Consider the following 26,258-nt stretch of genomic DNA (forward strand, 5'->3'; position numbering starts at 1 on the left):
GCGATCCGGCACTCGTGTGTACGGCGTCCGAGCAGCCCCGGCGGTGGATGCCGCTGGCTGCGGCTCGGCTCCCTCACGGCAGTCCGGTGCGCGCGGCACCCACGCTGAAGTGGGAGCACGCAACCCGACTGACGGATTGTCCAACAACTTGCGAGCGACCGTAACACCGCCGAATCGTCAGCTCAAGAAGGGTGCACGAAAATCCTTGGTTCGGATCATGCGGCCGCATCGGGGATGTTGCCTTCTGTTGAACAAAACGACGGGCCGTCCCTCCGCCGACTCCTCGCAACCGAATCCGCTCAAGGCGCCGCCCGCCGCGACGCACCGATCCGAGTCCTTCCGGAGACGAGGCAGCCTGGAAGCACCCCGCCCATCCGCCGGCTTCGACGTGGCGACGTCGGCCCCCGCACGCGACATCGTCGGGCAACGCCTCGGGCGGCTTCGTACGGAGCCGCCCGACCGCACGTTCACCGGCAGGCCCGAACGCATTCCTTGTACAGGCCACTTGTGGCGGCATCGCGGCACCACTACGGTCGCTCACCGACTCGCCGACATCCGGACGCCCTCCGCGCCCACGCATCGCGTCCGTCACTCACGCCACACACCTCATGACGCCGAGCCAGTACGGCAGTCCGTCGGCGACCGGAGTGGACGAATTCCTGCGACCGCCGAACATCCGCCGGCATTTCGCCAGCAGGAACCCGACCCGCCGCCCCTGCTTCCGGGACGAGCTCCCGGAAGCAGGGGCGGGAGCTCTGCCACCCGCGGGCAGCAGACGCGGTCCTGGCGGGAGCCGGTCGTCGGATCACCACCGGAAGGCAACGACAGCACACGACATTGTCGAACAATTCTCTCCACCACTCGAAGGCCAGCCCCTCTTCTGAGTTGCTTTGGAGCGGTGTTGTTGCGAGAGAGATTCGCCAGTGTTACGTTCTCCCACATATTGTACGACAATCAGCGTCTGCGTGAACCGCGACGAGCCGCACGGTCCTGCGCACGATCCGGGTACTGAACCCGCCTGCTGCGACCCGTACCGGCAACCGCCGAGAGCACTTATGCCACCGCCCCAGTGAGTGTGGCGATTGGGAGAATCCATGAGACGTCCTACCTCGGACGCCGATGACGTCGAGTCCGGCAGACAGGCCCCACGGACAGGCGAACTCACCCCGCGCACCGGCACGCCCCATGCCCACACCGACGTGATGCCCGCTCGGGCCGTCGCGATGGGAAGCGCCATGGCACTCGGCGCAGTGGCGCTGACCGCGTGCGGCGGTGCGAGTGCCGCTGATGCGTCTGGTACGACCACGGTCAGCGTCGGGGTCGCGGGCAACATCTTCGACATGCCGATCCGACTGGCGGACGCCAACGGCTATTTCGGCAAGCAGAAGTTGAAGGTCAAGTACGTGACGACGACCGCCGCCACCGGCACCGCCGCCCTCCAGTCCGGCTCGATCCAGTTCCTCAACGACAGCCCCACCGACTTCCTGTCCGCCGTCGACCGGCGCGTCCCGGAAACCGCGATCGCCGCGGACGGTGGCGGCAACCCGCTCGGGCTCATCGTCGGCACCAAGTTCGCCAAGGCGCACGGGCTGACCGCCGACACCCCGGCGGCCCAGGTCGCCAAGGCCCTGGACGGTTCCACCGGAGGCGCCAGTTCCGCCAACACCAAGGGCGAGGCAGGCGTCTTCCTCAAGGCGTACGGCGTCGACGCCGGCAAGGTCAAGTGGGTCTCCCTGCCCAGCCCGGCCGCCGACAAGGCCGCCCTGAAGACCCACCGGATCGACTGGTTCGTCACCTCCCAGCCGACCCCCCTCCAGGTCCAGGACGCCGGCGACGGCGTCGTGGTGGCCGACTCCACCAAGGTCCCGGCCTGGTCCGAGGAGCAGGCCGGGTACGGGCAGATCGTGGTCAGCCGCAACAGCTACCTCAGCCGGCACGCCGACATCGCCAAGAAGTTCGCCACCGCGGTGCAGGAAGCGACGGCGTACATGAACGCCAACCTCGACTCGGCGACCGTGCAGAACGTCGCGCACCAGGCTCTGCCCGGAGTGTCGGCCTCGGTCGTCAAGGCCAGCCTCCCGCAGGTCGAATGGCCCAAGAGCGACGCGATGAAACTGTCGGTCTGGATCACGACCCTGACGTTCATCAACTCACTGGACGCGCTCGACTCCGGAGCGGCGATCGTCTCCTCCGACAACTTCACCAACAAGTACCTGCCGTAGGGCCGTTCGCGCGTCGTCGATGGAAGAGGCCGGACCCGAAGAGGCCGGATCTCCACGCCTGAGGTTTCCAACATTGTCCAACAACTCGCAGCAGTCCGTAACGGCGTCATCACACGTCCAACGAACTGGCGAGTGTGGCCATCGTGCGCCTGCCGACACGGGCGTCAGGCGCGCTCCCGCATGAACGTCGCGAGCTACCGGGAGATACCTCGCGGTGCATCGTTGGTATTGCGCTTGGCGATGAGTTGTTGGACAATCCAAGGGGTCCCGTGGGTGAAGTGCGGAGTTGTGGGTCGATCCTTGTGTGTGTTCGGCGGACGGAGCCGAACCGCGACCGACAAGGTGGACGCCGCGACCACCGCGCACATGGTGCGGTGTCGCGTTCCCGCGGCAGGTCAAGGAGGACATGTGACGCAGAAGGAAGTCTCGCCGGCGCGGACGAACGATCGAGCGGGCACGGCCGGACCGTCTCGTCGACACCGTGCTTCGCCCCTACGCTGACCTCGGTGCCGCTCGCGAGCGGTCGCGATCAGCGCGGCCCGGGAACCTGCACGGTTTCACCGAGCATCTCCCGGCAATGTCCTCCCCTCTCACATCCATAGGCGATCATGGTGGAACAAAGCAGCAACGACGACGTCGCGGACGAGAACAAGTCGTCCGCCACCCGGTCCAGCCAGGCGTACGAGGAACTGCGCTTGCTGCTGCTGTCGGGCAGTATCGAACCGAACACCCGGCTCACCGAAGCTGACCTGACCAGGATGTTCAGCGTCTCGCGCAGCACCATGCGGGCCATCCTCGCGCGCTTGGCGCAGGAGGGATACGTCACCAGCGAGGTCAACCGTGGTGTACGTACACGGAGTTTCTCGCCCGACGAGGCCCGGGACATCCTGGAGGCGCGGGAGACCCTGGAGTCCGCGCTGGCGGGATGGGCCGCCGAGCGGGCCACCGAGGAGGAGATCGCGCAGTTGCGCGCCATCCTGGAAGAGATGGCCGACGCCCACTCCCGCGACGACCAGGTGGCGTACTCGCAGGGCAACCGCCGCTTCCACCAGCTGGTGAAGAACGCCGCTCACCAGTACACATTGGCGCGCGCCTACGACACCCTGCTGTACCCGCTGGTGATGCGCCAGTACCGCAACCTCTCCGCTCACCACCCGCGGGCCGGCTCCTACGAGGAGCACCAGGCCATCCTGCTGGCCATCGTCACCCGCAACACGGCAGCGGCCACCGCCGCCATGCGCCACCACGTGGCCACAGCCCGGCACGCGCTCGTCCTCAAGTGAGTCCCGGGCCGGTCCGCTGCGAACGCCCCCTGGGGGTCTCCGCAGTGGGACGCCCACCTCGTCTTCGTCCAGCAGAGAGCGATACATGACCGCACCAGTGGAGACCGAGTCCGGCCAGGTCGAAGGCATATACGGCCGGGACCGCTCGATCACGGTCTACCGAGGCATCCCTTACGCCGCGCCTCCGGTCGGTCCACTGCGGTGGCGGCCTCCCGAGCCGCCGGCTCATGGGCAGGAACTGCTCAGGGCAGGTGCCTTCGCACCGATGTGCCCACAGTCGCCACGCGACGCGTCCAGGGCCGGCATCGACCTGCCCATGAGCGAGGACTGCCTGTACCTCAACGTGTGGACGCCGACGAACGCGTCATGCAGCGGACCACTGCCCGTGCTGGTCTGGATCTACGGCGGGGGGTTCCGGGCCGGCACCGGCGCGCACCCACGGTACGACGGGGAGGGCCTGGCCCGCCGGGGACTGGTCGTGGTGACCTTCAACTACCGCTTGGGTGCTTTCGGTTTTCTGGCCACGCCGGAGCTGAGCGAGGAATCCGCACACGAGGTGTCCGGCAACTACGGCCTCCTCGACAGCATCGCGCTCCTGCGCTGGGTGCGCGACAACATCGCGGCTTTCGGCGGTGATCCGGGCCGGGTCACCATCGCCGGGCAGTCGGCGGGCGCCGGGACGGTCAACTTCCTCGCGATGTCGCCCTTGGCCAAGGGGCTGTTCCACCGGGCCATCGCGCAGAGCCACGTCCGCCACTCGCGCGATCCCGAGCTGCGCTACCTGGCAACCTCCTATCGGACCCTGTCCGACGCCGAGCAGGCCGGGGAGAAGTACGCACGGGAACACGGCGCGAGGTCACTCACCGACCTGCGCGCCCTTCCGTGGCAGAAACTCGTCGACGGCAGACCCGCCTTCGACACACAGGTGGACAGCGGCAGCACGGGCAAGCCGCCGCTGTTCCGCCCGGTCATCGACGGCTGGGTCCTCCCCCACGGCTACGACGGGACCTACGCCGCCGGACAGCAGAACGACGTCCCCTACCTCGCCGGCAACAACCTCCACGAAAGCGGCGCCGTCCCGGAGTCCACCTTCGCCGGCCACCGGGCGCGCAGAACAGCCGCGCCGAACCCGGGTGCCCCGCCGGTGCACGTGACGCTGGACGCCTTCGTCGCCGCGGCTCGGCACAAGTTCGGACCGATGGCCGACGAGTTCCTGCGGCTGTATCCCGCCGGCTCGGACGACGAAGCGGCACGGGCCAGCAACACGGCGGTGGGCGACAACTCCCGGATATCCACGTATCTGTGGGGCACCCAGTGGACCGAACGGGCGACCCAGCCCGTCTACACCTACTTCTGGACCCACCCGTCACCCGCCCAGGGGCAGGAGCCACGCCGCGCCTCACACAGCTCGGAGATCGAATTCGTCTTCGACAACCTCGACTCGATCAGCGCCCCCTGGACGGAGGAGGACCGCGAGGTCGCGGCGGTCGTCTCCGCGTACTGGGCCAACTTCGCCGCCAACGGAGACCCCAACGGCCCCGGGCTGCCCCACTGGCCTGCATACTCGGTCAACGCCCCGACGGTGATGGAGTTGGGAGCCCAGTTCGCGCCCATCCCGATCGCCGACCCGGCACGGCTCGACTTCTGGAAGCGCTTCTTCCGGACCCAGAAACCCTGGTGACCAGGAATTTTCCGCACCGCTGGACCACGTAGCGGCCACAGACGGCGAGTCTCAAGGACCATCGGTGAAGACCACACCACGCACGCTCTGGTGAGTTCCAAGGCGCGCGATCGGAGTGCCCCCGAGAGGTCAGGCTGCGAGTGCGGTCTCGTAGTCGGCGGGACTGAGGTAGCCGAGGCTGCTGTGCAGTCGGTGCAAGTTGTACCAGTCTTCGATGAAGTCAAAGATCGCGGTTCGTGCGTTGGCCCGGCTGGGCCAGGCGGTCGTGTCGGGCAGTTCGCGTTCGATGGTGGCGAAGAACGACTCAGCGAGTGCGTTGTCCCAGCACTGCCCGGTGCGGTCGCCCGCCTCGACCACGACACCATCCCCACCCTGGTCAACGCCCGCACCGACTGGACCACCCACCACCCCCACACCCCAGGCACCCGCCCGTGACACCGCACACGACCAAACCGACCACTCCACCCCTCCCCGAACCACACACCGGCGAAGGCCGGTTGGCCCCCGCCGCCCAGTGCCGGCACCTTGCTGCCCGTGAGTGCGCCGGTCCCCTACACCAAGCCCGACGGCACGACCGGAAACGACCCGTACCTGAGCAAGGACTGCCAGGCGGCCTTCGCCGCGGATATCTCCACCGCCGAGTCCAAGGTCCTCCAGGCCACGCAACGGCCCTTCGACGCCGATTCCTTCACCTACCCGACGGCCGCCGCCTGGCGGACGATCCGGTGTGGGGACCGGTCGCCGGCCAGGACAAGGCGATCCCGCCGGCCTGCGAACGCTGGATGTACCGCCGCGCCAACCCACGCGGGGTCGTCGAAGTGCCCACCTCGTCCCCCGTCGCGGTGCTCGGCCACCCGAAGATCGTCGCCGACCTCGTCATGGACGCCGCCGAAGCGGTCAGCTGACGTACGTGCTCAGGAGGGCCGGCGTCCGCGTCGTCTGGCGAGGGCGTCACGGACCAGGTCGACGATGGCGGCGGTGAGCATCAGACCGGTGAGGAACCCACCCTTGCGGGGTGCCGGCGGCTCGGCGGCCGGCACCGCGAGATCCCCGGGGCCCGCCGCCGCCCGCAGGCTCGCGGAGGAACCCTCCTGGAGCCGGCCGTGCTGCTGAAGCCAGTACAGGTACCCGAAGGACGGCACCACCAGCAGGGCGGCCAGTGCGGCGACGGCGAACTCGGCCTGGGCCGCGGCGGTGGGCGCGCTGCCGGCCGCGAGGGTCAGCGAGGTGGGCAGCAGATAGGGGTACTGCGCCCACCCCCAGCCGCCGACGACGGCCGCCACCGCGATCGCGGCGGTCACCCGCAGCAGCGCGATCCGGGTGGGCCGGAACAGGACCAGGACCAGGGCCGCGGCCCCCGCGGCGACCGACAGGGCGACGAGGGGGAGCGCGTCGCCGGTCAGCCGGTCGGACACATACGTCGCGCTGTGCCGCATCAGGAGCATGTTCACTCCGGCCAGCACGCCGGTCACGACACCGGCGGCCGCCGCCCGGCGGACGAAGTACGTCACCATCCGCGGGTCCCCGCGGCGGTGGGAGTCGCCGACGAGATAGATGGCGCTGATGTAGGCACACGTGGCAGTGAAGAGGAAGCCGGTGACCAGGGCGGTCGGCGTGGTCCAGGCGGACGGCAGGTTCCCGGACGGCCGGGCCGGCACCCGGCCGGTGACGACTGCCCCGATCACCGTGCCGAGGAAGAACGGCGTGATCAGGGAGGACACCGCGAAGACCGCCCCGGCGAGCTGCCGGAACCGCAGCCGCCGAGCCTCGTGCCGGAAGGCGAACCCGACGCCGCGCAACACGATGCCCATCAGCGAGACGAACAGCGGCACGAACAGCGCGGTCATCACGGCGGCGAACGCCTGCGGGAACCCCGTCCAGGTGATGACCAGGCCGAAGATGAGCCAGACGTGGTTGCCCTCCCACACCGGCGTCAGGGACGCGTCGATGGCCGCGCGGGGGCCGGTCCCGCGCCGGGTGCCGCCGGCCAGGAGATCCCAGATGCCGGCGCCGAAGTCGGCGCCGGCGAACAGCGCGTACGCCGCGATGACCGCGACCAGCAGGACCCCGACCCCGATCGCTTCGGACGAGGCGGTCACAGCCGTGCCCTCTCGGGTTGATCGGTCGGCGGTCCGTAGGGCGTGGCCTCGGCGTCCTCCGCCGCGGGCGGCTCCGTGCGCCAGCGGTGGCCCATCAGCCACGGCACGAAGACGGAGATGCCGGTGAGCACCGCGTAGACCGCGAGGATCACCCCCAAGGTGACCGGCACACCGCGCGAGGGGGTCACCGCGTCCTGGGTCAGCAGGACGTTGTAGACGGTCCACGGCTGGCGGCCGACCTCGGTGACGATCCAGCCGCACTCCATCGCCGCGATCGCGCCGGCGCCGGAGAGCGCCGCCGGCACGAGGAACCAGCGGGTGAGCAACACCCGGCGGTGGAACCACCACACCCACCCCTGCCAGGCGCCGAGCACCAGCAGCACCGTTCCGATGCCGACCATGGCGTCGAACGCCAGGTGCAGCAGGTTGGCCAGCGGCGGGCGGTACTCCGGTGGAATGCTGTCCCAGCCCAACACCCGGGTGCTCGGCGAGAAGCCCACCAGGAGGGAGTCCGCCCAGGGCACGCCGACTCCGAAGTAGACGTGGCCGTTGCTGTAGATGCCGCCGAGCCACTCGGTGACGTAGCGGCCGGTGTGCGGGACCAGCTCCATCGCGGCGAACTTCGCCGGCTGGTCGTCGGCGACCGCTCGCGCCGCGATGTCGCCGACCGCGATCTGGAACGGTGCGGCGACGGCGCCGACGGCGAACGGGACCGCGAAGCCCAGCCGGTGGTAGCGGTCACGGCGGCCGCGCAGCAGGCCCGTCGCGTAGACGCCGGCCACGGTCAGGGCGGTCACCATGTAGGCGGCCAGCAGCATGTGCGGCACTTCGTAGCCGCTGGCCCGGTTGAACAGCACCGACCAGGGGCGCACGGAGGTGATCTGCCCGTTGTGGAGGGTGAATCCGGCGGGCTGGTTCATCCAGGAGTTCGCGGCCACCACCGCCCATGCTCCGAAGATGCCGGCGACCGCGATCGGCACCCCGGTCCACCAGTGCACCCAGGGCGGCAGGCGGGTCCAGCCGTAGAGGTAGATGCCGATGAAGATGGACTCGACGAAGAAGAAGATCCCCTCGATGCTGAACGGGATGCCGAAGGCTGCGCCGAACCGCCCCATCAGCCCCGGCCACAGCAGACCGAGCTCGTAGGAGAGCACGGTGCCGGACACCGCGCCCACCGCCCCGAGCACGCCCATGACCTTGGACCAGCGGCGGGCCAGCAGCAGCGCCACCGGGTCGCCGTGGCGCAGCCCGATCCAGTGCGCGACGAGCACCACCGACGGGAACGCGATGCCGAAACAGGCGAAGATGATGTGGAAACCGAGCGACGCCCCCATCTGGCTGCGGGCCGGTACCGCGCCGGCCAGCTGGGCCAGCCCGCCGACGGTCACCGTTCCCACCCGCAGGCGGGACGTGGCTCGCGGCCTACGGGCCGGGGGCCCGCTCCACGGACGGCGCGCACATGAGGAGGTGGGGTCCAGGTGTTGACGCCCGTGGCGTTCTTCCTGGTTGGTTGCGGCATCTCAACCCTTGGTCTCGTCGACGATGATCTCTGGGTGGTCGGTCTCCTGATCGCGTTCATCGGCGCGATCGGCATCCTGGTCCGACTGGCCGACTGGGTCCGCCCCACACGTGAATAGGCCCCCCGCGATGGCTCGCGGGCCCGACACGCCCGACCCGATCCGCCGCCTCACCCGAAGGGCCGAGTACGGTCCGCGGATTTCCCGGCGTCCTTGCTGACCACGGACCGCCGGCTTTCGAACACCGCGATGTCGCTCGGGAACCCGACGACGAGTGCTCCACTCCTCGCGAGCCCGAGGTGGTGGACCCGTGCGGGCGTGGGGTGTTCGTCCAGGCAGGCCCCCGTGCGCAGGTTCCGCAGCCGTACGGACACGTCATCGGCGGCGACAGCGAGGGGGCAACCGTCCAGCTCGATGCTGCCGGCGGGGCCGGTGAGGGACCGGCCTCCACCCGCCGGAGGGTCACCACGGCCCTGCCGCCTGCGCAGCTACGGGTGGGTGCGGCAGGCCGCCGTCCCGGTCACCCGGCCACCGGGCCACCCGCACGGCGAGCGTGCGGATCGGCCGCGTGGCCGGCCTCGGCGGCCGGGGGCGAAGCTCCGACCACCGGGCCGGTCCCACAACGTGTGGGAGTCGAAGTACCCTGATCGCCATCCTCCGCCGCACACCGCCGGGCGCGGGAGCCGCTGCCGGTGTGCGAGCGCGGGAAGAACGACCATGCACGGTCGACGCGGCGGCGCAGGTGAACGGAGCGAGCGGTATGGGCGAAGAGGTGGGACCGGCCGAAGACAGGCGGGCGCCCGGCGTGTTGGAGGGCGAGGTACTCGCGGCCCTGTGGTCGTCCGACGGTCCGGTGGCCGCGGGCGCCGTACGCAGACAGGCGGCCGGCGGACCCGCCCACACCACGGTCCTCACCCGCCTGTGCGACTGAGGACTGGTCACCGGCCACCGGCCGGCCCGCTCCTGCGCCTTGTCCCCGGTACGCGACGCGCCGGCCCACACGGCAGCGGGCATGCGCGATCTGCCGGCCCGTTCCCGGCCGCTCAGGATCTCGACGGCCTGTTCGGTGCGGCCGGACCCTCCCACCTCTGCGGTCAGCACAGGAGCTGACCCGCAGTCACCACAGGGGCGGCGACGCAGAATTCACCGCTCCGGTTCCACCGCAGCGGCAGACCCGTGTGGAAGCGGGTGCCGGCACCCCACCGCTGGACCCGCTCACCATGAGGCGTGTCCCCCCGATCGGAAGAAGTCACGTGATCACCTGGCAGCCCGCGCGATCCCGCGTTCGACGTGGTCCGAGCGCGCTCCTGGACCTGGCCGGCCCCCGGCACCCGGTCCTGCTCGCCACGGCCGCTGCCGCCGCGCTGCACCTGCTGTGGGCGCTGCTGCTGGCCAAGGACTCGGGCGACATGGCGGCGCAGTACGCCTGGACGGACTTCATACGGGCCCATCCCTGGGCGTCGTACGACCTGTCCTGGTACGGCGGCATGCATCCCGCCTCGTACAGCGTCCTGTCCCCGTACATCATGGCGGTGCTGGGCGTGCGCACGAGCGCGGTCGTCGCGGGCACGCTGTCGACGGCGGTGGCCGCGACGGTACTGGTGCGCGCCGGTGTGAAGCGGCCGCTGGTGCCGGTGCTGTGGACGGTGTTCGCCCTGTGGTGCGACGCCGTTTCCGGGCGGGTGACCTTCGCGCTGGGCGTGCTGTTCGGCCTGGTGGCGACCGCGCTGCTGTTCCCCTCCGAACTGGCCGCCCGAGGCCGCTTCTGGCGGCTGACGGCCGCCACCACGATGGGGGCGCTGGCCACCATGTGCAGCCCGGTGGCCGGGCTGTTCGTGCTGGTGGTCGCGGCGGCGCTGTTCCTGGACAAGCGACGCACGGACGCCTTCGTACTGGCCGCGGCCCCGCCCCTGGTGGTGGGGACCACCTCGCTGCTGTTCCCCTTCTACGGCGTGCAGCCCTTCGCCTGGTACCTGGCGATCATCCCGCTGGCCGTCTCGGGCGCGATCTCGCTGGTGGTCCCGAAGTCCTGGCGCTCGGTCCAACTCGGTGCGTCGGTGTACGCGTTGGGCGTCCTGGTCACCTGGGCCATACCGTCACCCATCGGCAGCAACGTGGAGCGGCTGGCGCTGCTCTTCGGCGGCACCGTACTGCTGATCGTGGCGATGGGCAGCACCAGGGGGACCCGGCGGTCCATGGCGCTGTGGCTGGCGTTCGGCGCCGTGGCGACCTGGCAGATCGTCGAGCCGGTCTATGATCAGGTGACGACCCGTGCGCTCCCCGCCACCGTCGAGCACGCGGGCCCGCTCATCTCCGAACTGCAGAAGATCAGGGCCGACCGCGGGCGAGTCGAGGTGGTACCGATGAGTTCGCACTGGGAGGCTTCCGGTCTGTCGCCCTACGTCAACCTGGCCCGCGGCTGGAACCGGCAGGCCGACGAGGAACGCAACCCGCTCTTCTACCACGGCACCCTCACCGCCGACGCCTACCGCGACTGGCTGCGCCGCTGGAGTGTCGACTACGTCATACTGCCGTCCGGCCAACCGGATTTCGCCGCGGTGACCGAGGCGAAGCTCGTCGCCACCGACCAGCCCTGGCTGCACCCGCTGTGGCAGAACGCGGACTGGCAGGTGTACCAGGTGAGCGGGGCCGAGCCGCTGGCCGATCCGCCGGCCGTGGTGGTGAAGGCAGGTCAGGCCGAGTTGACGGTGACGATGTCCCGGGCCGGTTCGGTGCTGCTGCGCATCCCGTGGTCCCCGGTGCTGGGCGTCGAGGGCGCGCGGGACGACCAGCACGGCTGCGTGACGTCGGACGGCCCCTGGAGCCGGCTCTACGCGCCGGCCCCCGGCACCTACCGGATCGGCGGCAGCTACCGGCAGATCCGCGGCACGCCGTGCGGCAAGGAGGAACTCACGGACCTGGCCGACTGGGACGGGCAAGGCTCGGGCGCGGCACACGGACCGGGCGCCGGAGGGGCCACCGGCGGGCGATGACGGCACAGACGACCAGTTGCAGCTGGTGGAACATCATCAGGGGCAGCACCGTGAGCCCCGCCCGCGATCCGAACAGCACCGCGGCCATCGGGAGGCCGTTCACCAGGCTCTTCTTCGAGCCGGAGAAGACGATCGCCACGCGGTCCGCCCGGCCGAACCCGAGCAGCGCCGACGCCGCCGCGGTCGCCGCGAGGACCACGGCGAGCAGCACGGCTTCGACCGCGAGCAGCGCGGCCAGCCGCGGCACCGTCGCGCGGAACCAGATGCCCCGTGCCATGCCCTGGCTGAAGGCGGTGTAGACGACCAGCAGCACCGACCCCCGGTCGACGAGGCCGAGCAGCCGCCCGTGCCGGGCGAGGAGCGGCCCGATCCGGCCGTGCAGGGCATGCCCGGCGAGGAACGGCAGCAGCAACTCCGCGCCGATCACCGCGAAGCGTCCCGCGGGGATCGCGACCGCCGAGCCGAGCAGCGCCGCCGCCAGGAACGGCGTGACGAGCATGCCGAGCAGGCTTGAATACGTTCCGGCGCAGATCGCCGCCGCCACATTGCCGCGGGCGATCGCGGTGAAGCCGATGGCGGACTGCACGGTGGTGGGCAGCAGGCACAGGAAGAGCAGGCCGGGATAGAGGTCGGGGGCGATGACGTCCGGCACGAGCACGCGGGCGGCGAGGCCGAGCAGCGGGAAGAGGACGAACGTGCTGCCGGTGATGGTGAGGTGCAGCCGCCAGTGCCGCAGCCCGTCGACAGCCGCACGGGAGGACAGCCGGGCGCCGTAGAGGAAGAACAATCCGGCGATGGCAAGGTTCGAGGCGGTGCCGACCGGCGCCTCGGCGGCGCCCGTCGCCGGGAGGAGCGCGGCGACCCCGACCGTGCCGAACAGCGCGGCGACGTAGGGGTCGATACGGGGCGGGCGGACCCGCCGGCGGCCGGGCGCGGTGGGCGGGCCGGGCGTTCCCGGTGGTGACGCGGTGCCGTGCATGGCGGTGACCTCGTGGCTTTCCGGCGGTCGGCGTGCGGGCCGCTGAGCGGGGTTGCGCGGGTGGCTCAGCGGGGTGCGCGGGCGGGGCGCGCGGCGCCCGGCCCGATCGTCACGCGGACGTCGTTGCCGTTCGCGGTGTCGACCTCGTCGAGTCCGTCGAGCCAGGCGCGAACGGACGAGTCGTGCTGGCCGAGCACCGGTGGCGCGGTGTGCCGGGGGGAACCTTCGGGGTCGTCGAAGTGCCAGGGCGTTCCCGGCAGTTCGATGGCCCCGAGGGTGGCGTGGTCCACCGTGATGACCAGGCCCTGCTGCCGGGTCTGCTCCCAGTCGTACACCTCGTCGAGGGTGCGGACGCGGCCGGCCGGCACGCCGGCGGCGTCGAACCTGGCGGTCCACGTGGCGACGGTGCCGTGCGCGAGTACGGCTTCGAGGTCGGCGGCCAGTTCCGCGTGGTGCAGGACCCGGTCGGCGTTGGCGGCGTAGCGCGGGTCGGCCGGGTCGAGTCCGGTGACGCCTGCGACCGCCTGCCAGAGCGCTTCGCTGCCGGCCGCGATCTGGATGTCGCCGTCCGCGCACCGGTAGAGGCCGTACGGCGCGATCGCCGGGTGCCGGTTGCCGCTGCCACGCGGCACCTCCCCCGCGACGGTCCAGCGCGTTCCCTGGAAGCTGTGGACGCCGACGACCGCGGACAGCAGCGAGGTGCGCACGACCCGTCCCCGTCCGCTCGCGCGGCGGTCGGCCAGGGCGCCCAGCACTCCGAGTACGCCGTAGGTGCCCGCCATCAGGTCGGCGATCGGCACACCGGCCTTCGTGGGGTGGCCGGGCTCGCCGGTCAGGCTCATCAGACCTGCCTCGCCCTGCGCGATCTGGTCGTAGCCGGTCCGCCCCGCAGCCGGGCCGTCGTGGCCGAAGCCGCTGATGGACAGGACCACCAGTGCCGGGTTCGCCTCCCGCAGCCGGTCGAGGGGAAAGCCGAGCCGGTCGAGCACGCCGGGGCGGAAGTTCTCCACCAGCACGTCGGCACGGCGGATCAGCCGGTCGAGCAGATCGCGGCCCTGGGTGGTGGAGAGATCGGCGGTGACCGACTCCTTGTTGCGGTTGCAGGAGAGGAAGTACGTCGACTCCCGGGTCGGCGCCGGCCCCGCGAACGGCGGGCCCCAGCCTCGGGTCTCGTCGCCCACCCGAGGTTTCTCGACCTTGATCACCCGCGCCCCCAGGTCGCCGAGGAGCATGGCCGCGTGCGGCCCGGCCAGCGCGTGCGACAGGTCGACGACCAGGCAGTCGTCGAGTGGTCCGCGACGGGGAGGTGCGGAGAGGCTCATGCCTGCGGGTCCCTTCTTCGGGTGCGTACACCTGGACGATGGCTGCCGAACCACCGTAGGCACGCCTGTATGAGGGCAACCTCCGCCGAATGCGAAAAATGGTTTACCTTGCGGCACATGGCTATCGCTGAGCTGTTGGTCGTGGAGGACGACACCGAGATCGCGTCGGAGCTTGACCGGGCGCTGGTGAGCCACGGCTATCACGTCGCGCTGGCGGCGAACGGCGGGCAGGCCACGGAGCAGGCCGGGCGCTTGCCGCCCGACCTGGTCCTGCTCGACCTGGGCCTGCCGGACATGGACGGCGTCGACCTGTGCCGCAGGCTGCGCGCCGGCCTCCCGGTGGAGACGGTGATCGTCGTCCTCACGGCCCGCACCCAGGAGTTCGAGGTGGTGGTGGCGCTCGACGCGGGGGCCGACGACTACCTCACCAAGCCGTTCCGGCTCACCGAACTGCTGGCCCGTCTTCGCGCGCACCTGCGCCGCCGGGCGACGGCGGCGGGCCCGGCGGTGATGAGAATCGGCAGCGCCCGGATCGACACGGCCACCCGCCGCGTGCACATCGGCGACCGTGAAGTACGCCTGCGGCCCAAGGAGTTCGACTTGCTGGCCACGCTCGCCCGGTCGGCCGGCACGGTGGTCAGCCGGAGTCGTCTGATGGCCGAGGTCTGGGACGACGAATGGTTCGGCACCAGCAGCAAGACCCTCGACGTCCATGTGTCGGCGCTGCGCCGCAGGCTCGCCGACGCGGACTGCGGTCCGGAGGCCGCCCGTATCACCACCGTCCGGGGCAGGGGTACCGCTACGAGACCTCGTAGCGGTACCACGGCTCCTCGGCCGGCGGCCCCTCGTCGGCTTCCGGTTCCTCGGGTGCTTCCGGGGCCTCCAGCGCGGGCAGCAGCAGGCTGAGGACCGTACGCGGCCCCGCCCGGCGCAGCACCAGCCGGCCGCCCTCGGCCTCGGCAAGGGAGCGGGCCAGCGGCAGTCCGATACCGTGCCGCCGGCCGTCGCGCTGCACCACGCCGAATCCGTCGCACCAGTCGCCGGCCGGCCCTGGGCCCTCGTCGCCGACTTCGAGCGCGATGCCCATGCCCAGGTCGGCCGCGGTCACGGTGATGGCGCCGCGGCCGTGGGTCAGTGCGTTGTCCAGCAGGGTGTCCATGATCTGGACGATCGCGGCCGCCGACGCGGTGACCGGTGGCAGACCCGGCTCGCATCGGACGGCGAGAGTACGGCCGGCGTCGCGGACCGCGTCGCGGTTGCGCTGGACCACGCGGTCGAGGAGCGAGGCGACCGCGGTGGACGCGCTGGGCCGGTGGGTGTCCCGCGACAGGCGCAGGAGATCCTCGACGGTGTCACCGAGGTGTGCGGCACGGCGGGCGGCGTCGGCCAAGGCCCGGCCGCACTCCCCCTCCGTGCACGGCTCGGCCGACTCCAGGCCGAGGACCAGTGCGGTGAGGGGAGTTCGGAGCTGATGGGAGACCGAGGTGCTGAACCGGCGCTCGCGCTCCAGCAGTTCGCCGAGCCGCCGACCCGTCACGGCCAGGGCCCGCCCCACGGCGTCGGCTTCCCGCAGCCCGGTGTGCTCGGGACGCACGGTGAAATCGCCCGCGCCCAGCGCCCGAGCGGCTGCCGTGAGGCGTTCGAGCGGTGTCGCGATCCGGCGGGCGAGCCGCCAGGCGAGCAACGCCGCCAGGGCGACGACGACCGCGCCGAGCGCGGCGAGCACCAGCCATGCCACCAGGGTGCTGTCCGCCACCGGGTCCCAGGGCATCCACACCCGGACCACCGCCATGACCGCGCCGTCGTGCAGCACCGGCGCGGCGACCTCGAGCCGCCCCCGCTCCACCCCCTGGTGCACCTGGCCGTCCCGGGCCAGAACGGTGATCGCCGAGGATGCGGGGCCGGAACCCCACACTCGGCGGCCGGACGGCCCGTACACCGCCAGATCCGTCCCGCGCGACGGGCCGCGGCGCCCGGACGGGCGGATGCGACGCTCCGCTTCACGGCCGGACATGTCGCCGGGCACGTCGCCGGACACGTCGGCCGCCGCCCAGACCGCGTCCCGTTGCAGCCGCGCCACCGCCGCATCGCGGTAGATCCGGCTGACGGCCACGGCCAGCGGCAGAGTGAAGACCATGACCGCGCACGCCGTCACGGCGATGATCGACACCAGCACCTTGCGGTGCACGGACGTGCCGCGCCGTCCGGTCACCGGGTCCGCCGGCACACCGCGGTGCCCGCGCATGCGCAGCTTCAACGCGGCCGGACCTCCTCTCGCGCGCATCCCGAACCACCGAATGGCCGAACCACCGGCCGGTCGACCCACCCGCCGGCCTGGCCGAGCGGGCGACGGGCCGACCTGCGGGTCCGGGCGACGGCCCACCCGCCGTTCCCCCGCGGCAGGAGCAATCCTGGACGCAACCGCCCGGTATACGCACGTCTCGGCGGTTTGATCGAAAACGCGCGGAGCGCCGTGGCCCGCGTCCCGCGGCGACGGCGGCCGGCCGCCGCACGCCCCGCGGCCGTCATGTCGGCCCCCGCGCGGCGCTGTTGCCGCACCCGTGGCCCGTTCCCGACCCGGTCGGAGAGGAGGCCGGTGCCGGACGGCATCTCCGTCAACCAGGCCGGCCCGGGGGCGCTCACGCTCCTCGCGATCCCCTCTCCCCGAACCCCGAACCCCGATCCCCCGCGCAGCGAACTCCCCCGCTCCCCTTGACGCTTGCCGCCCGCGGTGGAAGTATCGGCGCGCACCTGACAACGTTGTCAGAGCCTGCCCGCGGCCGGTGGCCGCACGGTGCGCTCCGAAGAACCCCTGGGACCGTTCGCGTCGAGTTGAGAGGTGTCGGGTCATGGTCGTTTTCCATCGAGTCGTCGCGTGCCTGCGGAAGAGGCCGGATTCGCCCCGGCCGCCGCGCGCCCGGCCCCGGCGCACGGCGCTGCGACTGCTGGCGGTGGGTGCGATCGCCGCGGCGGTCGGCCTGGCGCCGACCGCCGCGACATCGGCGGTCGGCGCCCCCCGCCCGCCGGACCACGTGGGCGCCGCTCCCGCGGGCGCGCCGTCGCCGTCAACGCCGTCACCGTCCTCGCCCACGAAGACCGCCGCCGACGACGCCGGTTACACCGCCGCGAATCTTCCGGACTGGGCCATCGGCCCGTTCACCCGCAGCGCGGACAATCCTCTGATGACGCCGAGCGGCAGCGGGTACGAGGCCGGCGCCCTGTACAACCCGGGCGTGCTCTACCGCGGTGGCCAGTACAAGATGCTCTACCGCGCGCAGGGTTCCTACGGCGGCCCGTCGCAGATCGGCTACGCCTCCAGCAAGGACGGCACGCACTTCGCCGAGGACACCGCCGCGAACCCGGTGATCGACTTCGGGCTGGCCGGCCAGCAGGACAAGTGCGGTCTCGAGGACCCGCGGCTGTTCGAACTGCACGGCACCTACTACTCGTTCTTCACCTCCGTCCACCCGAAGGCGGACGGCTCGTGCTACGGCTCGTACGACATCGCCGAGTCCACCTCGTCCGACGGCGTCCACTGGAGCACGCCGTGGACGGTGGAGCCGAACGCCGGCAACAACAAGGACGCGGCGGTGGTCACCGACGCGAACGGCAGCCCGAGGAAGGTCAACGGCGAGTACGTCATGTACTTCGGCCAGGGCGACACCGGCACGGACATCGCGTACTCCTCGGACCTGCGCACCTGGCACGCGAAGGGCAGCACCACCGCGCGGACGGCCGACCCGCTCGACATCCACTACCCGAAGGGCTGGCAACCGTACGAGGTGTCCGTCGCGGTCACCGGCTACCGGACCGTGGTGGGCCGGCCGGCCAACTCCGACATCGTCGTGTTCACCGCCGGCACCCTGATGGCCAACGGCCGCTGGTTCTACGCGATCAGCGAGGAGGAGTTCTCCGGCCAGGACCCGACGCGGATGCTGCACCAGCTCAGCGACGCGGTGCTCACGCCGACACCGGACGTGCCGTACGAGTGGAACGGCCAGACCCCCAAGACGGCCTGGATGAACAGCATCTTCTTCCACGACGGCCAGTGGATGATGTACTACGGCGCCGGCGACACGGTCACCGGCCTCGCCACCGCGGGGCTGCGCCGCCCGCTGCCGGCCCGCCCGGCCGGGACGCCGTTCCGGACCGGCTTCGAGCACGGTCAGCCCGCACCGGACTGGGTCGACAGCGTCGACACCTCACCCGGGGGCGGCGGGATCGCGAACGTCACCGCGTACGGCGGCGCGACCGGCCCCGAGGCCGGCGCACGCCAGGAGAACGACCACGACGGCACCAACGCGCTCATGTACTCCGGCCACGCCGCCGGGGCGGCCGACGACCACGCCTACCTGCGGCTGTTCGACCTGTCCGACCGGCCGGTGCGCGTCGGCAGGGACACCACCCTGAGCTACTGGATCTACCCGCAGGCCAACGGCCCGTCCGCCACCGGTGTCAGCGGCGACAACAGCAGTTGCGTGGCGCCGGACCTCGTCTTCTCCGACGGCAGCACCCTGCACTCCCTCCGCGGGTCCCCGCTCACGCCCGCGTCGCAGTGCGGCAAGCTCACACTCGGCCGGTGGAACCAGGTCAGCGTGGACATCGGCAAGGCGGCCGCGGGCCGGAAGATCGTCCGCGTCGACCTGGGCTACGACCAGCCGGCCGGCAGCGGGGGCTACCGCGGCTACGTCGACGACATCGCGCTCTCGAACACCCCGTCACATCCCGCGACGATCAGCCGCGTCACACCGGCGCAGGCTGCCCCGGGCCAGCAGGTCACCCTCACCGGCACCGGCTTCGGCGCCTCCTCGGGCGGCCGGCACCTGCTGCTGTCCGACGGCGGCGTCAACTGGGGCGGGGCGGGCGACCTGGGCACGCTCACGATCGACCACTGGTCGGACCGGTCCGTCACCTTCACGGTGCCGCGGCCCAGCGGCCCGGCGATCTCGACGAGTTCGGGGCCGGCGAACATCTGGCGGGTCGAACCCGGCAGCACCGCGAGCGTCGCGGTGGTCACCGGGCCCGGCGGGACGTCCGGCAGCGGGCAGTTCACCGTCGCACCCACCGACGCGCTGTCGGACTACTCCAACGACGTGGGCGTCTCGCCCGACACCAACCGCGGTTGCGGCGCGCTCGACAACGGCACCGACACGTACTCCGCCGACGCGCTCGCCACGGCCTCGCCGCACCCGCTCACCCCCGGCGCACCCGTGACCGTCGGCGGCCTGACCTTCACCTGGCCGCAGGCACGGCCGTGCGAGAACGACAACGTGCGCGCGCTCGGCCAGACCGTCCTGCTGCCCCACCGGTCCGGCGCCAGTGTGATCGGCTTCCTCGGCGCGGCGACGGACGGCGCCCACTCGGGCACGGTGACGATCCACTACACCGACGGCAGCAGCGGCACCGCGAAGCTGGCGCAGTCGGACTGGGGCACCGCACCCGGCACCGGCAACACCGAGGTCTCCGCGATGACCTACCGCAACCAGGCGCTCGGCAAGCAGGACCACGCCTTCTACGTCGACGAGCAGACCGTCCCGGTCGACCCGGCGAAGGTCGTCGCGTCGATCACCCTGCCCACCGACAAGGACATCCACGTCTTCGCGCTGGCGCAGGACGGCACCCCGGCCGCGGGACGCTAGCACGCAGGCGGGTGCGGTGACCGGGCGGCTCGTCGGCGACCCGACGGACCGCCCGGTCCCACGTTCCCCGTGGGCTCCCGGAAATGCCTTGGGCGGCGCCGGCCGGGTCGGGCATGCTCCGGCTCCGTGGACACGTATCTGGAGACCGAGCGCCTGGCCCTGCGCCGTTTCACGGCCGATGACGCGGGGCTGCTGATCGGGTTGGACGGCGATCCGGCGGTGAGGCAGGGCGCCGCTACCGGATGACGGTCGTCCGGGACCGCGGGCCGGAGCTGGCGCCGCGGCAAGGGCCGGGCTATGACGACTACCTGCCCCACGACGCGGCGCGCTTCTCATGTCTTGGACGGCTCCCGGTGCCGCCCTGGGCTACGGGGGCACCGGTTCTTGAACTCCTCGATCGCCTCGCGGAGCACTTCGCCCGCCGCGTCACTTCCGGCATGCCCGGCGTCCTCGATGATGCGGAGCCGCGCGCCCGGCCACGCCTTCGCCAGCTCCCACGCCGTCTGGAGCGGGCATCCCATGTCGTGCCGGCCGTGCACGATCACCCCCGGAATCCCCGCCAGCTTGTGCGCGTCGCGGATCAGCTGGTCTTCCTCCAACCAGGCGCCGTTGCTGAAGATGTGTGCGCAGATCCGGACGAACGCGATCCGCGCGTCGATGTCGCGATCGCTGTACATGCCGGGGACGCCGTTGGGCTCGCCGGTGATGACCGCGTCCTCCCAAGCCAGCCAGTCGGCGGCGGCCTTCTCGCGGACCGACCGGTCGGGGCTTTCCATCAGCCGTGCGTAGCCGGCGAGCAGGTCGCCGTCCCGCGCCGCTTCGGGAAGACCCTCACGGAAACGGTCCCACGCCTCGGGGCGGAACCGCCCGGCGCCCTGATAGAGCCATTCGATCTCCGAACGGCGAGACGTCATGACCGACTGAATGACGATCTCGCTGACCCGCTCGGGGTATTGCTGTGCGTAGGCAAGGATGAGCGTCGGGCCCCAGGAGGCTCCGTTGAGCAGCCACCGCTCGATGCCGAGGTGCCGACGCAGGCGCTCCATGTCGTCGATCAGGTGCCGTGTGGTGTTGAGGCCCATGTCGGCGGCGGGGTCGCTGGCGTGCGGGGTGCTGCGGCCGCAGTTGCGTTGGTCGTAGCGGATGATCCGGTACGCCTGGGGGTCCCACGCCCTGGTGGGCCGCCGCATCGCGCCGCCCCCCGGACCGCCGTGCACCATCAGAGCGGGTTTGCCCTCGGGATTGCCCAGCTGCTCGTAGTAGACGAAGTTGCCGTCTCCCGTGTCGAGGAACCCGGAATCGTAGGGACTCGTCGGGGGGTAGAGATCGACCATGGCCGTTGATCCTAGGGGCAGATGACGGTCGGCCGCGCTGAGACAACAGGCCGTCCCGTCCGCCTCGGCCGCACAGCGACAACCGGCCTGGTGGCCGCGATCGGAGCGTCCTTCCCGGCGCCTCCTGGCCTGCCGTTGAGGTAGAGCAGACACGCGAACGCCCGGGCGCCGACATCGCCGTCCCGCGCAACCGGCCGACGTGCTCATGGACAGCATCGGCCGACTGGACGATGGGAGCGGTCTTTGTCCACCCGCCCCGACTCCACAGTGAGTTCATCCGGTCTGCGCACTCGCGGCCGAGCGCGCAGCGCAACGACGTGGTGGGCTTCTCCGCACAGACGCGAGCACGCTCACGGAGGGTCGACCGTGGCTCGGGCACGGGTCTGCAACAGCTCCGTCAGCTCACGGGCGTCGGCAAACTCCGCCTCGCGCCGCTGCCGCAGTGCCTGACGGTAGCCGGCCCCTACGGCTTCCCGGGTGTGTACCGGGCCCGCTCGTCGCAGCTGAGGGCGTCGCTGCCGCCGCTGAGCACCGCGGGGTCACCGTTGGCGCCCCCGACCCCCACGCCCGCGGCCGCCGCGCCGCTCTCCCGGCCGGTGGACCTGCGCGTGGCGCTCTCCCCCACCCGGTGGACACCCCCAACTCCTTGGAGAAGCGGCTCCCACGGCCGTTGTCGGTAAGTCCGGCTGTTGAAAGGTGCGGAATGCCCCGGGCAGAGGCGCGCGGGCGGGCGAGGCAGCAGCGCTTCGGCCAAGCCTTGGCCGTCGGCACCATGGCTACGGCGCGGAACTCAGGGGCGGGACTTGCCAGAACATCGTTGGAGGCTGAAGTAGAGGCGATGGCTCGGGGCCAGGATCTTCGGTGGTGATGACCCCGGCGCCGGAGTGGTCGAAGCCGCTCGGCCAGCGAGTGCGCTCGCTGGCAAGAGCGCCGGTCAGCCGTGCCCGGAGAAGATCGGCCGTACTCAGGTCGGTGCCGCGCACGTCGGCCATGCGGAGATCGGCGTTGCGGAAGACCGCGCCCCGGGCGTCGGCCTTGCGAAGGATCGCCTCGCGTAGGTCAGTCTCGGTGAAGTCGGTGTCGCGCAGGTCCGCACTGACCAGTTTCGCGCCGCGCAGGTCGGCCAGAACGCAGCGAGCCCGGCGGAGGATCGCCGTGGTGAAGTCGGCATGCCGCAGGTTGACCGAGACCAGGGACGACTGGGTCAAATTGGCGTGGTAGAGACCCGCCGCCTCCATGCAGGAGCGGTCAAAGTTGATCTCGGGCAGCCACAGCCCGTCGCAGTCGGCCCGCCGAAGGTCGGTGGAACTGAGGTTGAGCCAGGGATTGTCACGGGGATGCTGGCACAGCACGCCGAGAGCAGTCAGCGCCACCTGGGCGTCTGCGGCACGGGTCTCCAACGGCGCGACGTCGTTGATGGACACGTCCGCCGCTGATCCCGGCCCCGTGGACGTCCAGGGCAAGTGCGTACGCAGGTACGCGGCCTGGATCGAGAGGATGGCCTCACGGTCCCTGGCGGACTGCTCCCCGATCTGCCACAGCGCGTGCAGGCCGCCGATGCGCACATCCAGCTTGTCGCTGCCGAGTTGGTCGACCGCCCTGCTGAACCGGTCGGTGACGTAGCCCAGTTGCGCGGCCCGCAGCCCCTCCTGACTGACCCGCAACTGCCGCCAGGTGGCGTACGCGCCGAAGAGTACGACCAGACCGCCGACCACCTGCAACAGCGTGGTACGCACGTCGTTGACCGCGCTCAGGCGATCCTGCGGGGCCACTCTCGCCCCGGCGAGATCATGGTCGACCACCGCATCCGGCAGGAAGACGAACACCGCACCCAGAACGACCAGTCCCACGATCCCGACCAGCAGGACCAGGGCTACGCGGTGGCCGGCCCACCGGCCGCGCCATTCCCGCCGGCCCCCGCCGGAGCTTCCCGTCCCCATGGACAAGCGAGCCTAGGGCCCCCTCCAGATCCGATCAACACACCCTGATCGAACAGCCTCGACTCTCCCGCACCGGGCGGACGGCCGAGAGGACGGGTAGGTGCCCGCCGACGGCGCGTACCAGGGCGATTCGGGCAAGGTCGAACAAGGGGCGCGGCGACGTCCAGAGGAACGCGGAGAGCGTCCACGCCGCCTTCCGCACGAAGCGGGGAGGAAAGCGTCACGACGCCAGCGCTTCGCGGGCTGCGGTCATGAAGGCTGCCTTCCGCGTCTCCAGATGCTCGTTCACCTCGACATCCCCGATCTCCCGCCAGACAGCCTGGTTCAGTGCGTGCCCGTAGGCGCGGACCGGCTCCTGCAACGACTCGTCGCACAACAGCATCACGTTTCCCGATGCTGTCCACAATGAGACCATGACGGCCTTTGAGCGCGTCATCCAGCCGCTCTCGTCATCGCCCCACGGTTCAGGGCGGCTGTACGCAGCGCTTTCGGCCGCCTGCGCGCTCATGATGAAGTCCTTGAGTACCTGAAGTTGCTCCGCCCGCCGACTCTCCGCCGTGACGGAAGCCTGTCTCCGTTCTTCGACCCGCTCGGCGGACCGCTGAGCGGCACGCTCCACGTACGCGGCCAGCCCGCCTCCCAGTGCGACACCGACAAGCGGCAGCGCAGAAGCCCAGACATCGCCTGCCAACGAGATCCCCCTCCTGGACGTGCACGTTCACTTTCCTGAACTACGTTCCACCGGGGGGAGATCTGAGCCAGATCGACACAGCACGAACACACGACAACCCGGAGAGCATACGGGCCCTGATGTGGGAAGTGAGGACATTTTCTGGTCACCGACGGCTGAGCTCCGCAGCGTAGGCGGCACCAAAGCCCTGGCTTTCGCGGGTCCGGCTGTCTCCGCTGGACTGGTGGAAGCCGAGCAGTCGGCTGAGGACGACGGCGGGCGGCTCCGAGGCGATGTCCATCAGCGAGGAAAGCGCAGCCCGCGGGCGGCCCCGGCCGCTCCCGGCCAGTCCTCCCCGGCTCCGTCCGACTCCCCACCGCCGCACCGCCGAACCCGGGACGAAGGCGCTGACGCGACACGACCGCCCTGACATCACATCTGCTCCGGACAACAGCCGAGCGACCGGCCCGAGCCACCGCGCCCAGCCCCGAAGACTGCGAGGACACCGGTGATGACCGGCCCCACCCATGCCATGGTCCTGCGCACGACGGTCACCGCCGTCGACTCCCAGCGCGGCAACGCCTGGTGGAGAGCACCTGTCCGAAGGTGCCGCGTTCCCCACCACATGGCGATCAGCACCGTTGTCGACCGGGCGTACGGGCAGGATCGCGTGCTATGCGGTCGCAACGCCCAGGAAGCGCAACACCGCCAGGACGCGGCGGTGGTCGGCGTCGGCCTTGGGCAGGTCGAGCTTGGTGAAGATGCTGTTGATGTGCTTGGCGACAGCGCTCTCGCTCACCACCAGCTCGGCGGCGACGCCGGAGTTGGACCGGCCGCCCGCCATCAGCTCCAGCACCTCCCGCTCGCGCGGTGTCAGCCGGTCGAGCGGATCGCTGTGCCGGCGCACCAGCAGCTGTGCGACGACCTGCGGGTCGAGCGCGGTGCCGCCGGCCGCCACCCGGCGTACCGCCTCGGCGAACTCCTCGACGTCGGCGACCCGTTGCTTGAGCAGATAGCCGACGCCCGAGGTGTGGGCGGCGAGCAGATCGGCGGCGTACCGCTCCTCCACGTACTGCGACAGCAGGAGCACGGCGGTACGCGGATACAGTCGGCGGATCACCAGCGCGGCACGTACTCCCTCGTCGGTGAAGCCGGGCGGCATGCGCACGTCGACCACGGCGATGTCGGGACGGTGCTCCTCGACGGCCGCCAGCAGCCCTTCTGCGTCGGTGGCCTGCGCGCACATCTCGAAGCCGGCCGCCTCCAGCACCTTGACCACGCCGATGCGCAGCAAGAGGGAATCCTCGGCGATCACGGCGCGCACGGCAGCTCCACGGTGATGACGGTCGGGCCCCCGGAGGGGCTGCGGCAGGAGAACGTGCCGTCGACGGACGCGACGCGCCTGGCGAGCCCGGCGAGCCCGGTGCCGCCACCGGCCGCTGCGAGATCCACGCCGCCCGCGCCGTCGTCCGCGACGACCACCAGCAGTGTCTCCCCCATCCGCTCCACGGTCACATCCGCCCGGGTCGCCTGTGCGTGTTTGACCACGTTCGTCAGGGCCTCGGAGACCACGAAGTACGCGACGGCCTCGACCGTGGGTGAGGGGCGCTGCGGCAGGTCCACCGCCACACGCACCGGGATCGGGAGGCGGGCGGCGACCCCGGACAGCGCGGCGTCGAGGCCGCGGTCCTCAAGGACGGCCGGATGCAGGCCGCGCACCAGGTTGTTCAGCTCGGCGATCGCCTCCTTCGCCTCGCGGTGCGCCTCGTCGATCACCTTGCGGGCGTCCTCCGGCAGGTCGCCGAGGGTGGCCCTGGCCAGGCCCAGGTTGACGGCGAGTGAGACGAGGCGCTGCTGTGCGCCGTCGTGCAGGTCGCGCTCGATCCGCCGCCGCTCGGCGTCGGCGGCGTCGAGCACGCCGGCCCGGCTCTCGGCGAGGTCGGCGACCCGGCGGGCGAGCTTCTCCGTGCGGCTGGGGCCGAGCAGGACCTCGGCCGCCCGGGTGTCCAGCCGCACCAGAGCGCCGGTCAGCCGGGGCCCGAGGAACAGCAGGACGAGGCCGCCGGCGGTGATGTACGCGGCCTGCGTGGTGTACCCGAGGTCGGTGACCCGCCATTGCGGCGGCAGCGCCCAGATCCACACGTAGATGGAGGCGGCCACGAGAGCGGCGGCCCAGACGGCGAGGACGGCGAGGTCCAGGACAGCGAGCAGCGGCCCCGCCACGGCGTGGTAGCAGACCTGCCGCCACAAGGCCCGTGTGGTCAGCCGGCGTACCGCCGACGTCCAGTTGCGTCCGGGCCCTGGTGCGGCGGGGCGCGGGAGGTCCTTGCCGACGAGCGCGCGGTAGCGCCACCGCTGCCCGGCGGTCAGCAGGGGTGTCACCACGAGCGTGAGCAGCACGGGCAGCGGAGTCACGGCCGGCACCAACGCCGCCAACGTGCCGGCCAGCCAGAGCCACATGGGCACCACGGCGAGGTGGAGCGGCAGGCCGGCGGCGACGAGCGCGGTCCGGTGTCCCGCCCTGCGGAACGGCCGGCCCGGCACCAGCTGCAGCCACGTCGTGAGTTGCATGCGTCAAA

Annotated in this window: 20 protein-coding genes and 1 pseudogene; 9 read left to right on the forward strand and 12 right to left on the reverse strand. The window is 71.4% G+C overall.

Translation table 11 applies throughout. The features are described 5' to 3' along the window. Positions 1-1,235: 1,235 nt before the first annotated feature. From OG370_RS02355 to OG370_RS02365, 3 genes are all read left to right on the forward strand, one after another. Positions 1,236-2,222, forward strand: coding sequence for an ABC transporter substrate-binding protein (locus OG370_RS02355; RefSeq protein ID WP_328460039.1), 987 nt, complete (start codon positions 1,236-1,238; stop codon positions 2,220-2,222). A 608-nt stretch (positions 2,223-2,830) separates the two neighbouring features. Then, positions 2,831-3,505, forward strand: coding sequence for a GntR family transcriptional regulator (locus tag OG370_RS02360; RefSeq protein WP_328460041.1), 675 nt, complete (start codon positions 2,831-2,833; stop codon positions 3,503-3,505). An 85-nt stretch (positions 3,506-3,590) separates the two neighbouring features. Continuing rightward, positions 3,591-5,186: a carboxylesterase/lipase family protein gene (locus OG370_RS02365; RefSeq protein WP_328460043.1), complete on the forward strand. Its 1,596-nt coding sequence runs from the start codon at positions 3,591-3,593 to the stop codon at positions 5,184-5,186. 129 nt (positions 5,187-5,315) lie between these two features. On the opposite strand, the pseudogene OG370_RS02370 reads toward OG370_RS02365, so the two are convergent. After that, positions 5,316-5,519: pseudogene (locus OG370_RS02370) on the reverse strand (integrase core domain-containing protein); the annotation flags it as partial. A gap of 392 nt (positions 5,520-5,911) precedes the next feature. On the opposite strand from OG370_RS02370, the gene OG370_RS02375 reads away from it, so the two are divergent. Continuing rightward, positions 5,912-6,091 carry a hypothetical protein gene (locus OG370_RS02375; protein ID WP_328460045.1) on the forward strand — a complete coding sequence of 60 codons (180 nt, stop codon included), beginning with the start codon at positions 5,912-5,914 and terminating at the stop codon, positions 6,089-6,091. A 9-nt stretch (positions 6,092-6,100) separates the two neighbouring features. On the opposite strand, the gene OG370_RS02380 is transcribed toward OG370_RS02375, so the two are convergent. Further along, positions 6,101-7,285: a cytochrome d ubiquinol oxidase subunit II gene (locus OG370_RS02380; protein ID WP_328460047.1), complete on the reverse strand. Its 1,185-nt coding sequence runs from the start codon at positions 7,283-7,285 to the stop codon at positions 6,101-6,103. After that, the gene (locus OG370_RS02385) at positions 7,282-8,682 is read right to left on the reverse strand and encodes a cytochrome ubiquinol oxidase subunit I (RefSeq protein WP_328460049.1); all 1,401 of its coding nucleotides are present in this window, start codon (positions 8,680-8,682) and stop codon (positions 7,282-7,284) included. The genes OG370_RS02380 and OG370_RS02385 overlap by 4 nt, the downstream gene beginning before the upstream one ends. Positions 8,683-8,775: 93 nt before the next feature. On the opposite strand from OG370_RS02385, the gene OG370_RS02390 reads away from it, so the two are divergent. The 3 genes from OG370_RS02390 to OG370_RS02400 all read left to right on the forward strand — a co-directional run bounded on the left by OG370_RS02390 (position 8,776) and on the right by OG370_RS02400 (position 11,795). Then, entirely contained in the window at positions 8,776-8,922 is a 147-nt protein-coding gene (locus tag OG370_RS02390) for a hypothetical protein (RefSeq protein WP_328460051.1), read from the forward strand. 640 nt (positions 8,923-9,562) lie between these two features. Further along, positions 9,563-9,733 (forward strand): hypothetical protein, encoded by a 171-nt coding sequence (locus OG370_RS02395; RefSeq protein ID WP_328460053.1) that lies wholly within the window; start codon positions 9,563-9,565, stop codon positions 9,731-9,733. Between the two features lie 322 nt (positions 9,734-10,055). After that, complete coding sequence (locus tag OG370_RS02400; RefSeq protein WP_328460055.1) at positions 10,056-11,795, forward strand: MFS transporter; 1,740 nt, start codon at positions 10,056-10,058, stop codon at positions 11,793-11,795. Here the strand turns inward: OG370_RS02400 and OG370_RS02405 are convergent. Together OG370_RS02405 and OG370_RS02410 are read right to left on the reverse strand one after the other, a co-directional pair. Next, positions 11,713-12,774 (reverse strand): bile acid:sodium symporter family protein, encoded by a 1,062-nt coding sequence (locus OG370_RS02405; RefSeq protein ID WP_328460058.1) that lies wholly within the window; start codon positions 12,772-12,774, stop codon positions 11,713-11,715. The two genes, OG370_RS02400 and OG370_RS02405, sit on opposite strands and share 83 nt — an antisense overlap. Before the next feature lie 65 nt (positions 12,775-12,839). Beyond that, complete coding sequence (locus OG370_RS02410) at positions 12,840-14,096, reverse strand: CaiB/BaiF CoA transferase family protein (RefSeq protein WP_328460060.1); 1,257 nt, start codon at positions 14,094-14,096, stop codon at positions 12,840-12,842. Positions 14,097-14,213: 117 nt separating this feature from the next. On the opposite strand from OG370_RS02410, the gene OG370_RS02415 reads away from it, so the two are divergent. Then, complete coding sequence (locus OG370_RS02415; RefSeq protein WP_328460062.1) at positions 14,214-15,002, forward strand: response regulator transcription factor; 789 nt, start codon at positions 14,214-14,216, stop codon at positions 15,000-15,002. Here OG370_RS02415 and OG370_RS02420 read toward each other — a convergent pair. Next, the gene (locus tag OG370_RS02420) at positions 14,896-16,353 is read right to left on the reverse strand and encodes a sensor histidine kinase (protein ID WP_328460064.1); all 1,458 of its coding nucleotides are present in this window, start codon (positions 16,351-16,353) and stop codon (positions 14,896-14,898) included. The two genes, OG370_RS02415 and OG370_RS02420, sit on opposite strands and share 107 nt — an antisense overlap. 592 nt (positions 16,354-16,945) lie before the next feature. On the opposite strand from OG370_RS02420, the gene OG370_RS02425 reads away from it, so the two are divergent. Beyond that, complete coding sequence (locus OG370_RS02425; RefSeq protein ID WP_328460066.1) at positions 16,946-19,735, forward strand: hypothetical protein; 2,790 nt, start codon at positions 16,946-16,948, stop codon at positions 19,733-19,735. Between the two features lie 332 nt (positions 19,736-20,067). Here OG370_RS02425 and pip read toward each other — a convergent pair whose 3' ends face one another. The 6 genes from pip to OG370_RS02460 all read right to left on the reverse strand — a co-directional run bounded on the left by pip (position 20,068) and on the right by OG370_RS02460 (position 26,250). Continuing rightward, entirely contained in the window at positions 20,068-21,069 is a 1,002-nt protein-coding gene (pip, locus tag OG370_RS02435; protein ID WP_328460068.1) for a prolyl aminopeptidase, read from the reverse strand. A gap of 463 nt (positions 21,070-21,532) precedes the next feature. Next, the gene (locus OG370_RS02440) at positions 21,533-21,694 is read right to left on the reverse strand and encodes a hypothetical protein (protein WP_328460070.1); all 162 of its coding nucleotides are present in this window, start codon (positions 21,692-21,694) and stop codon (positions 21,533-21,535) included. A 151-nt stretch (positions 21,695-21,845) separates the two neighbouring features. Continuing rightward, positions 21,846-22,919, reverse strand: a complete 1,074-nt coding sequence (locus OG370_RS02445) for a pentapeptide repeat-containing protein (RefSeq protein ID WP_328460072.1) — start codon at positions 22,917-22,919, stop codon at positions 21,846-21,848. A 310-nt stretch (positions 22,920-23,229) separates the two neighbouring features. After that, positions 23,230-23,700: a hypothetical protein gene (locus OG370_RS02450; protein ID WP_328460074.1), complete on the reverse strand. Its 471-nt coding sequence runs from the start codon at positions 23,698-23,700 to the stop codon at positions 23,230-23,232. A gap of 652 nt (positions 23,701-24,352) precedes the next feature. Continuing rightward, entirely contained in the window at positions 24,353-25,003 is a 651-nt protein-coding gene (locus tag OG370_RS02455) for a response regulator transcription factor (RefSeq protein ID WP_328460076.1), read from the reverse strand. After that, on the reverse strand, positions 24,991-26,250 hold the full coding sequence (locus OG370_RS02460; RefSeq protein WP_328460078.1) for a sensor histidine kinase: 1,260 nt from the start codon (positions 26,248-26,250) through the stop codon (positions 24,991-24,993). The genes OG370_RS02455 and OG370_RS02460 overlap by 13 nt, the downstream gene beginning before the upstream one ends. Positions 26,251-26,258: the final 8 nt, after the last annotated feature.

This window comes from Streptomyces sp. NBC_00448, from assembly GCF_036014115.1.
GTDB lineage: Bacteria > Actinomycetota > Actinomycetes > Streptomycetales > Streptomycetaceae > Actinacidiphila.

Bases quoted from the DNA above. Each gene is read 5' to 3' on its own strand.
- OG370_RS02355 (WP_328460039.1), top strand. From the start codon at position 1,236: ATGGCACTCGGCGCAGTGGCGCTGACCGCGTGCGGCGGTGCGAGTGCC.
- OG370_RS02360 (WP_328460041.1), top strand. From the start codon at position 2,831: ATGGTGGAACAAAGCAGCAACGACGACGTCGCGGACGAGAACAAGTCG.
- OG370_RS02365 (WP_328460043.1), top strand. From the start codon at position 3,591: ATGACCGCACCAGTGGAGACCGAGTCCGGCCAGGTCGAAGGCATATAC.
- OG370_RS02395 (WP_328460053.1), top strand. From the start codon at position 9,563: ATGGGCGAAGAGGTGGGACCGGCCGAAGACAGGCGGGCGCCCGGCGTG.
- OG370_RS02405 (WP_328460058.1), bottom strand. From the start codon at position 12,774: ATGCACGGCACCGCGTCACCACCGGGAACGCCCGGCCCGCCCACCGCG.
- OG370_RS02410 (WP_328460060.1), bottom strand. From the start codon at position 14,096: ATGAGCCTCTCCGCACCTCCCCGTCGCGGACCACTCGACGACTGCCTG.
- OG370_RS02415 (WP_328460062.1), top strand. From the start codon at position 14,214: ATGGCTATCGCTGAGCTGTTGGTCGTGGAGGACGACACCGAGATCGCG.
- OG370_RS02425 (WP_328460066.1), top strand. From the start codon at position 16,946: ATGGTCGTTTTCCATCGAGTCGTCGCGTGCCTGCGGAAGAGGCCGGAT.
- pip (WP_328460068.1), bottom strand. From the start codon at position 21,069: ATGGTCGATCTCTACCCCCCGACGAGTCCCTACGATTCCGGGTTCCTC.
- OG370_RS02460 (WP_328460078.1), bottom strand. From the start codon at position 26,250: ATGCAACTCACGACGTGGCTGCAGCTGGTGCCGGGCCGGCCGTTCCGC.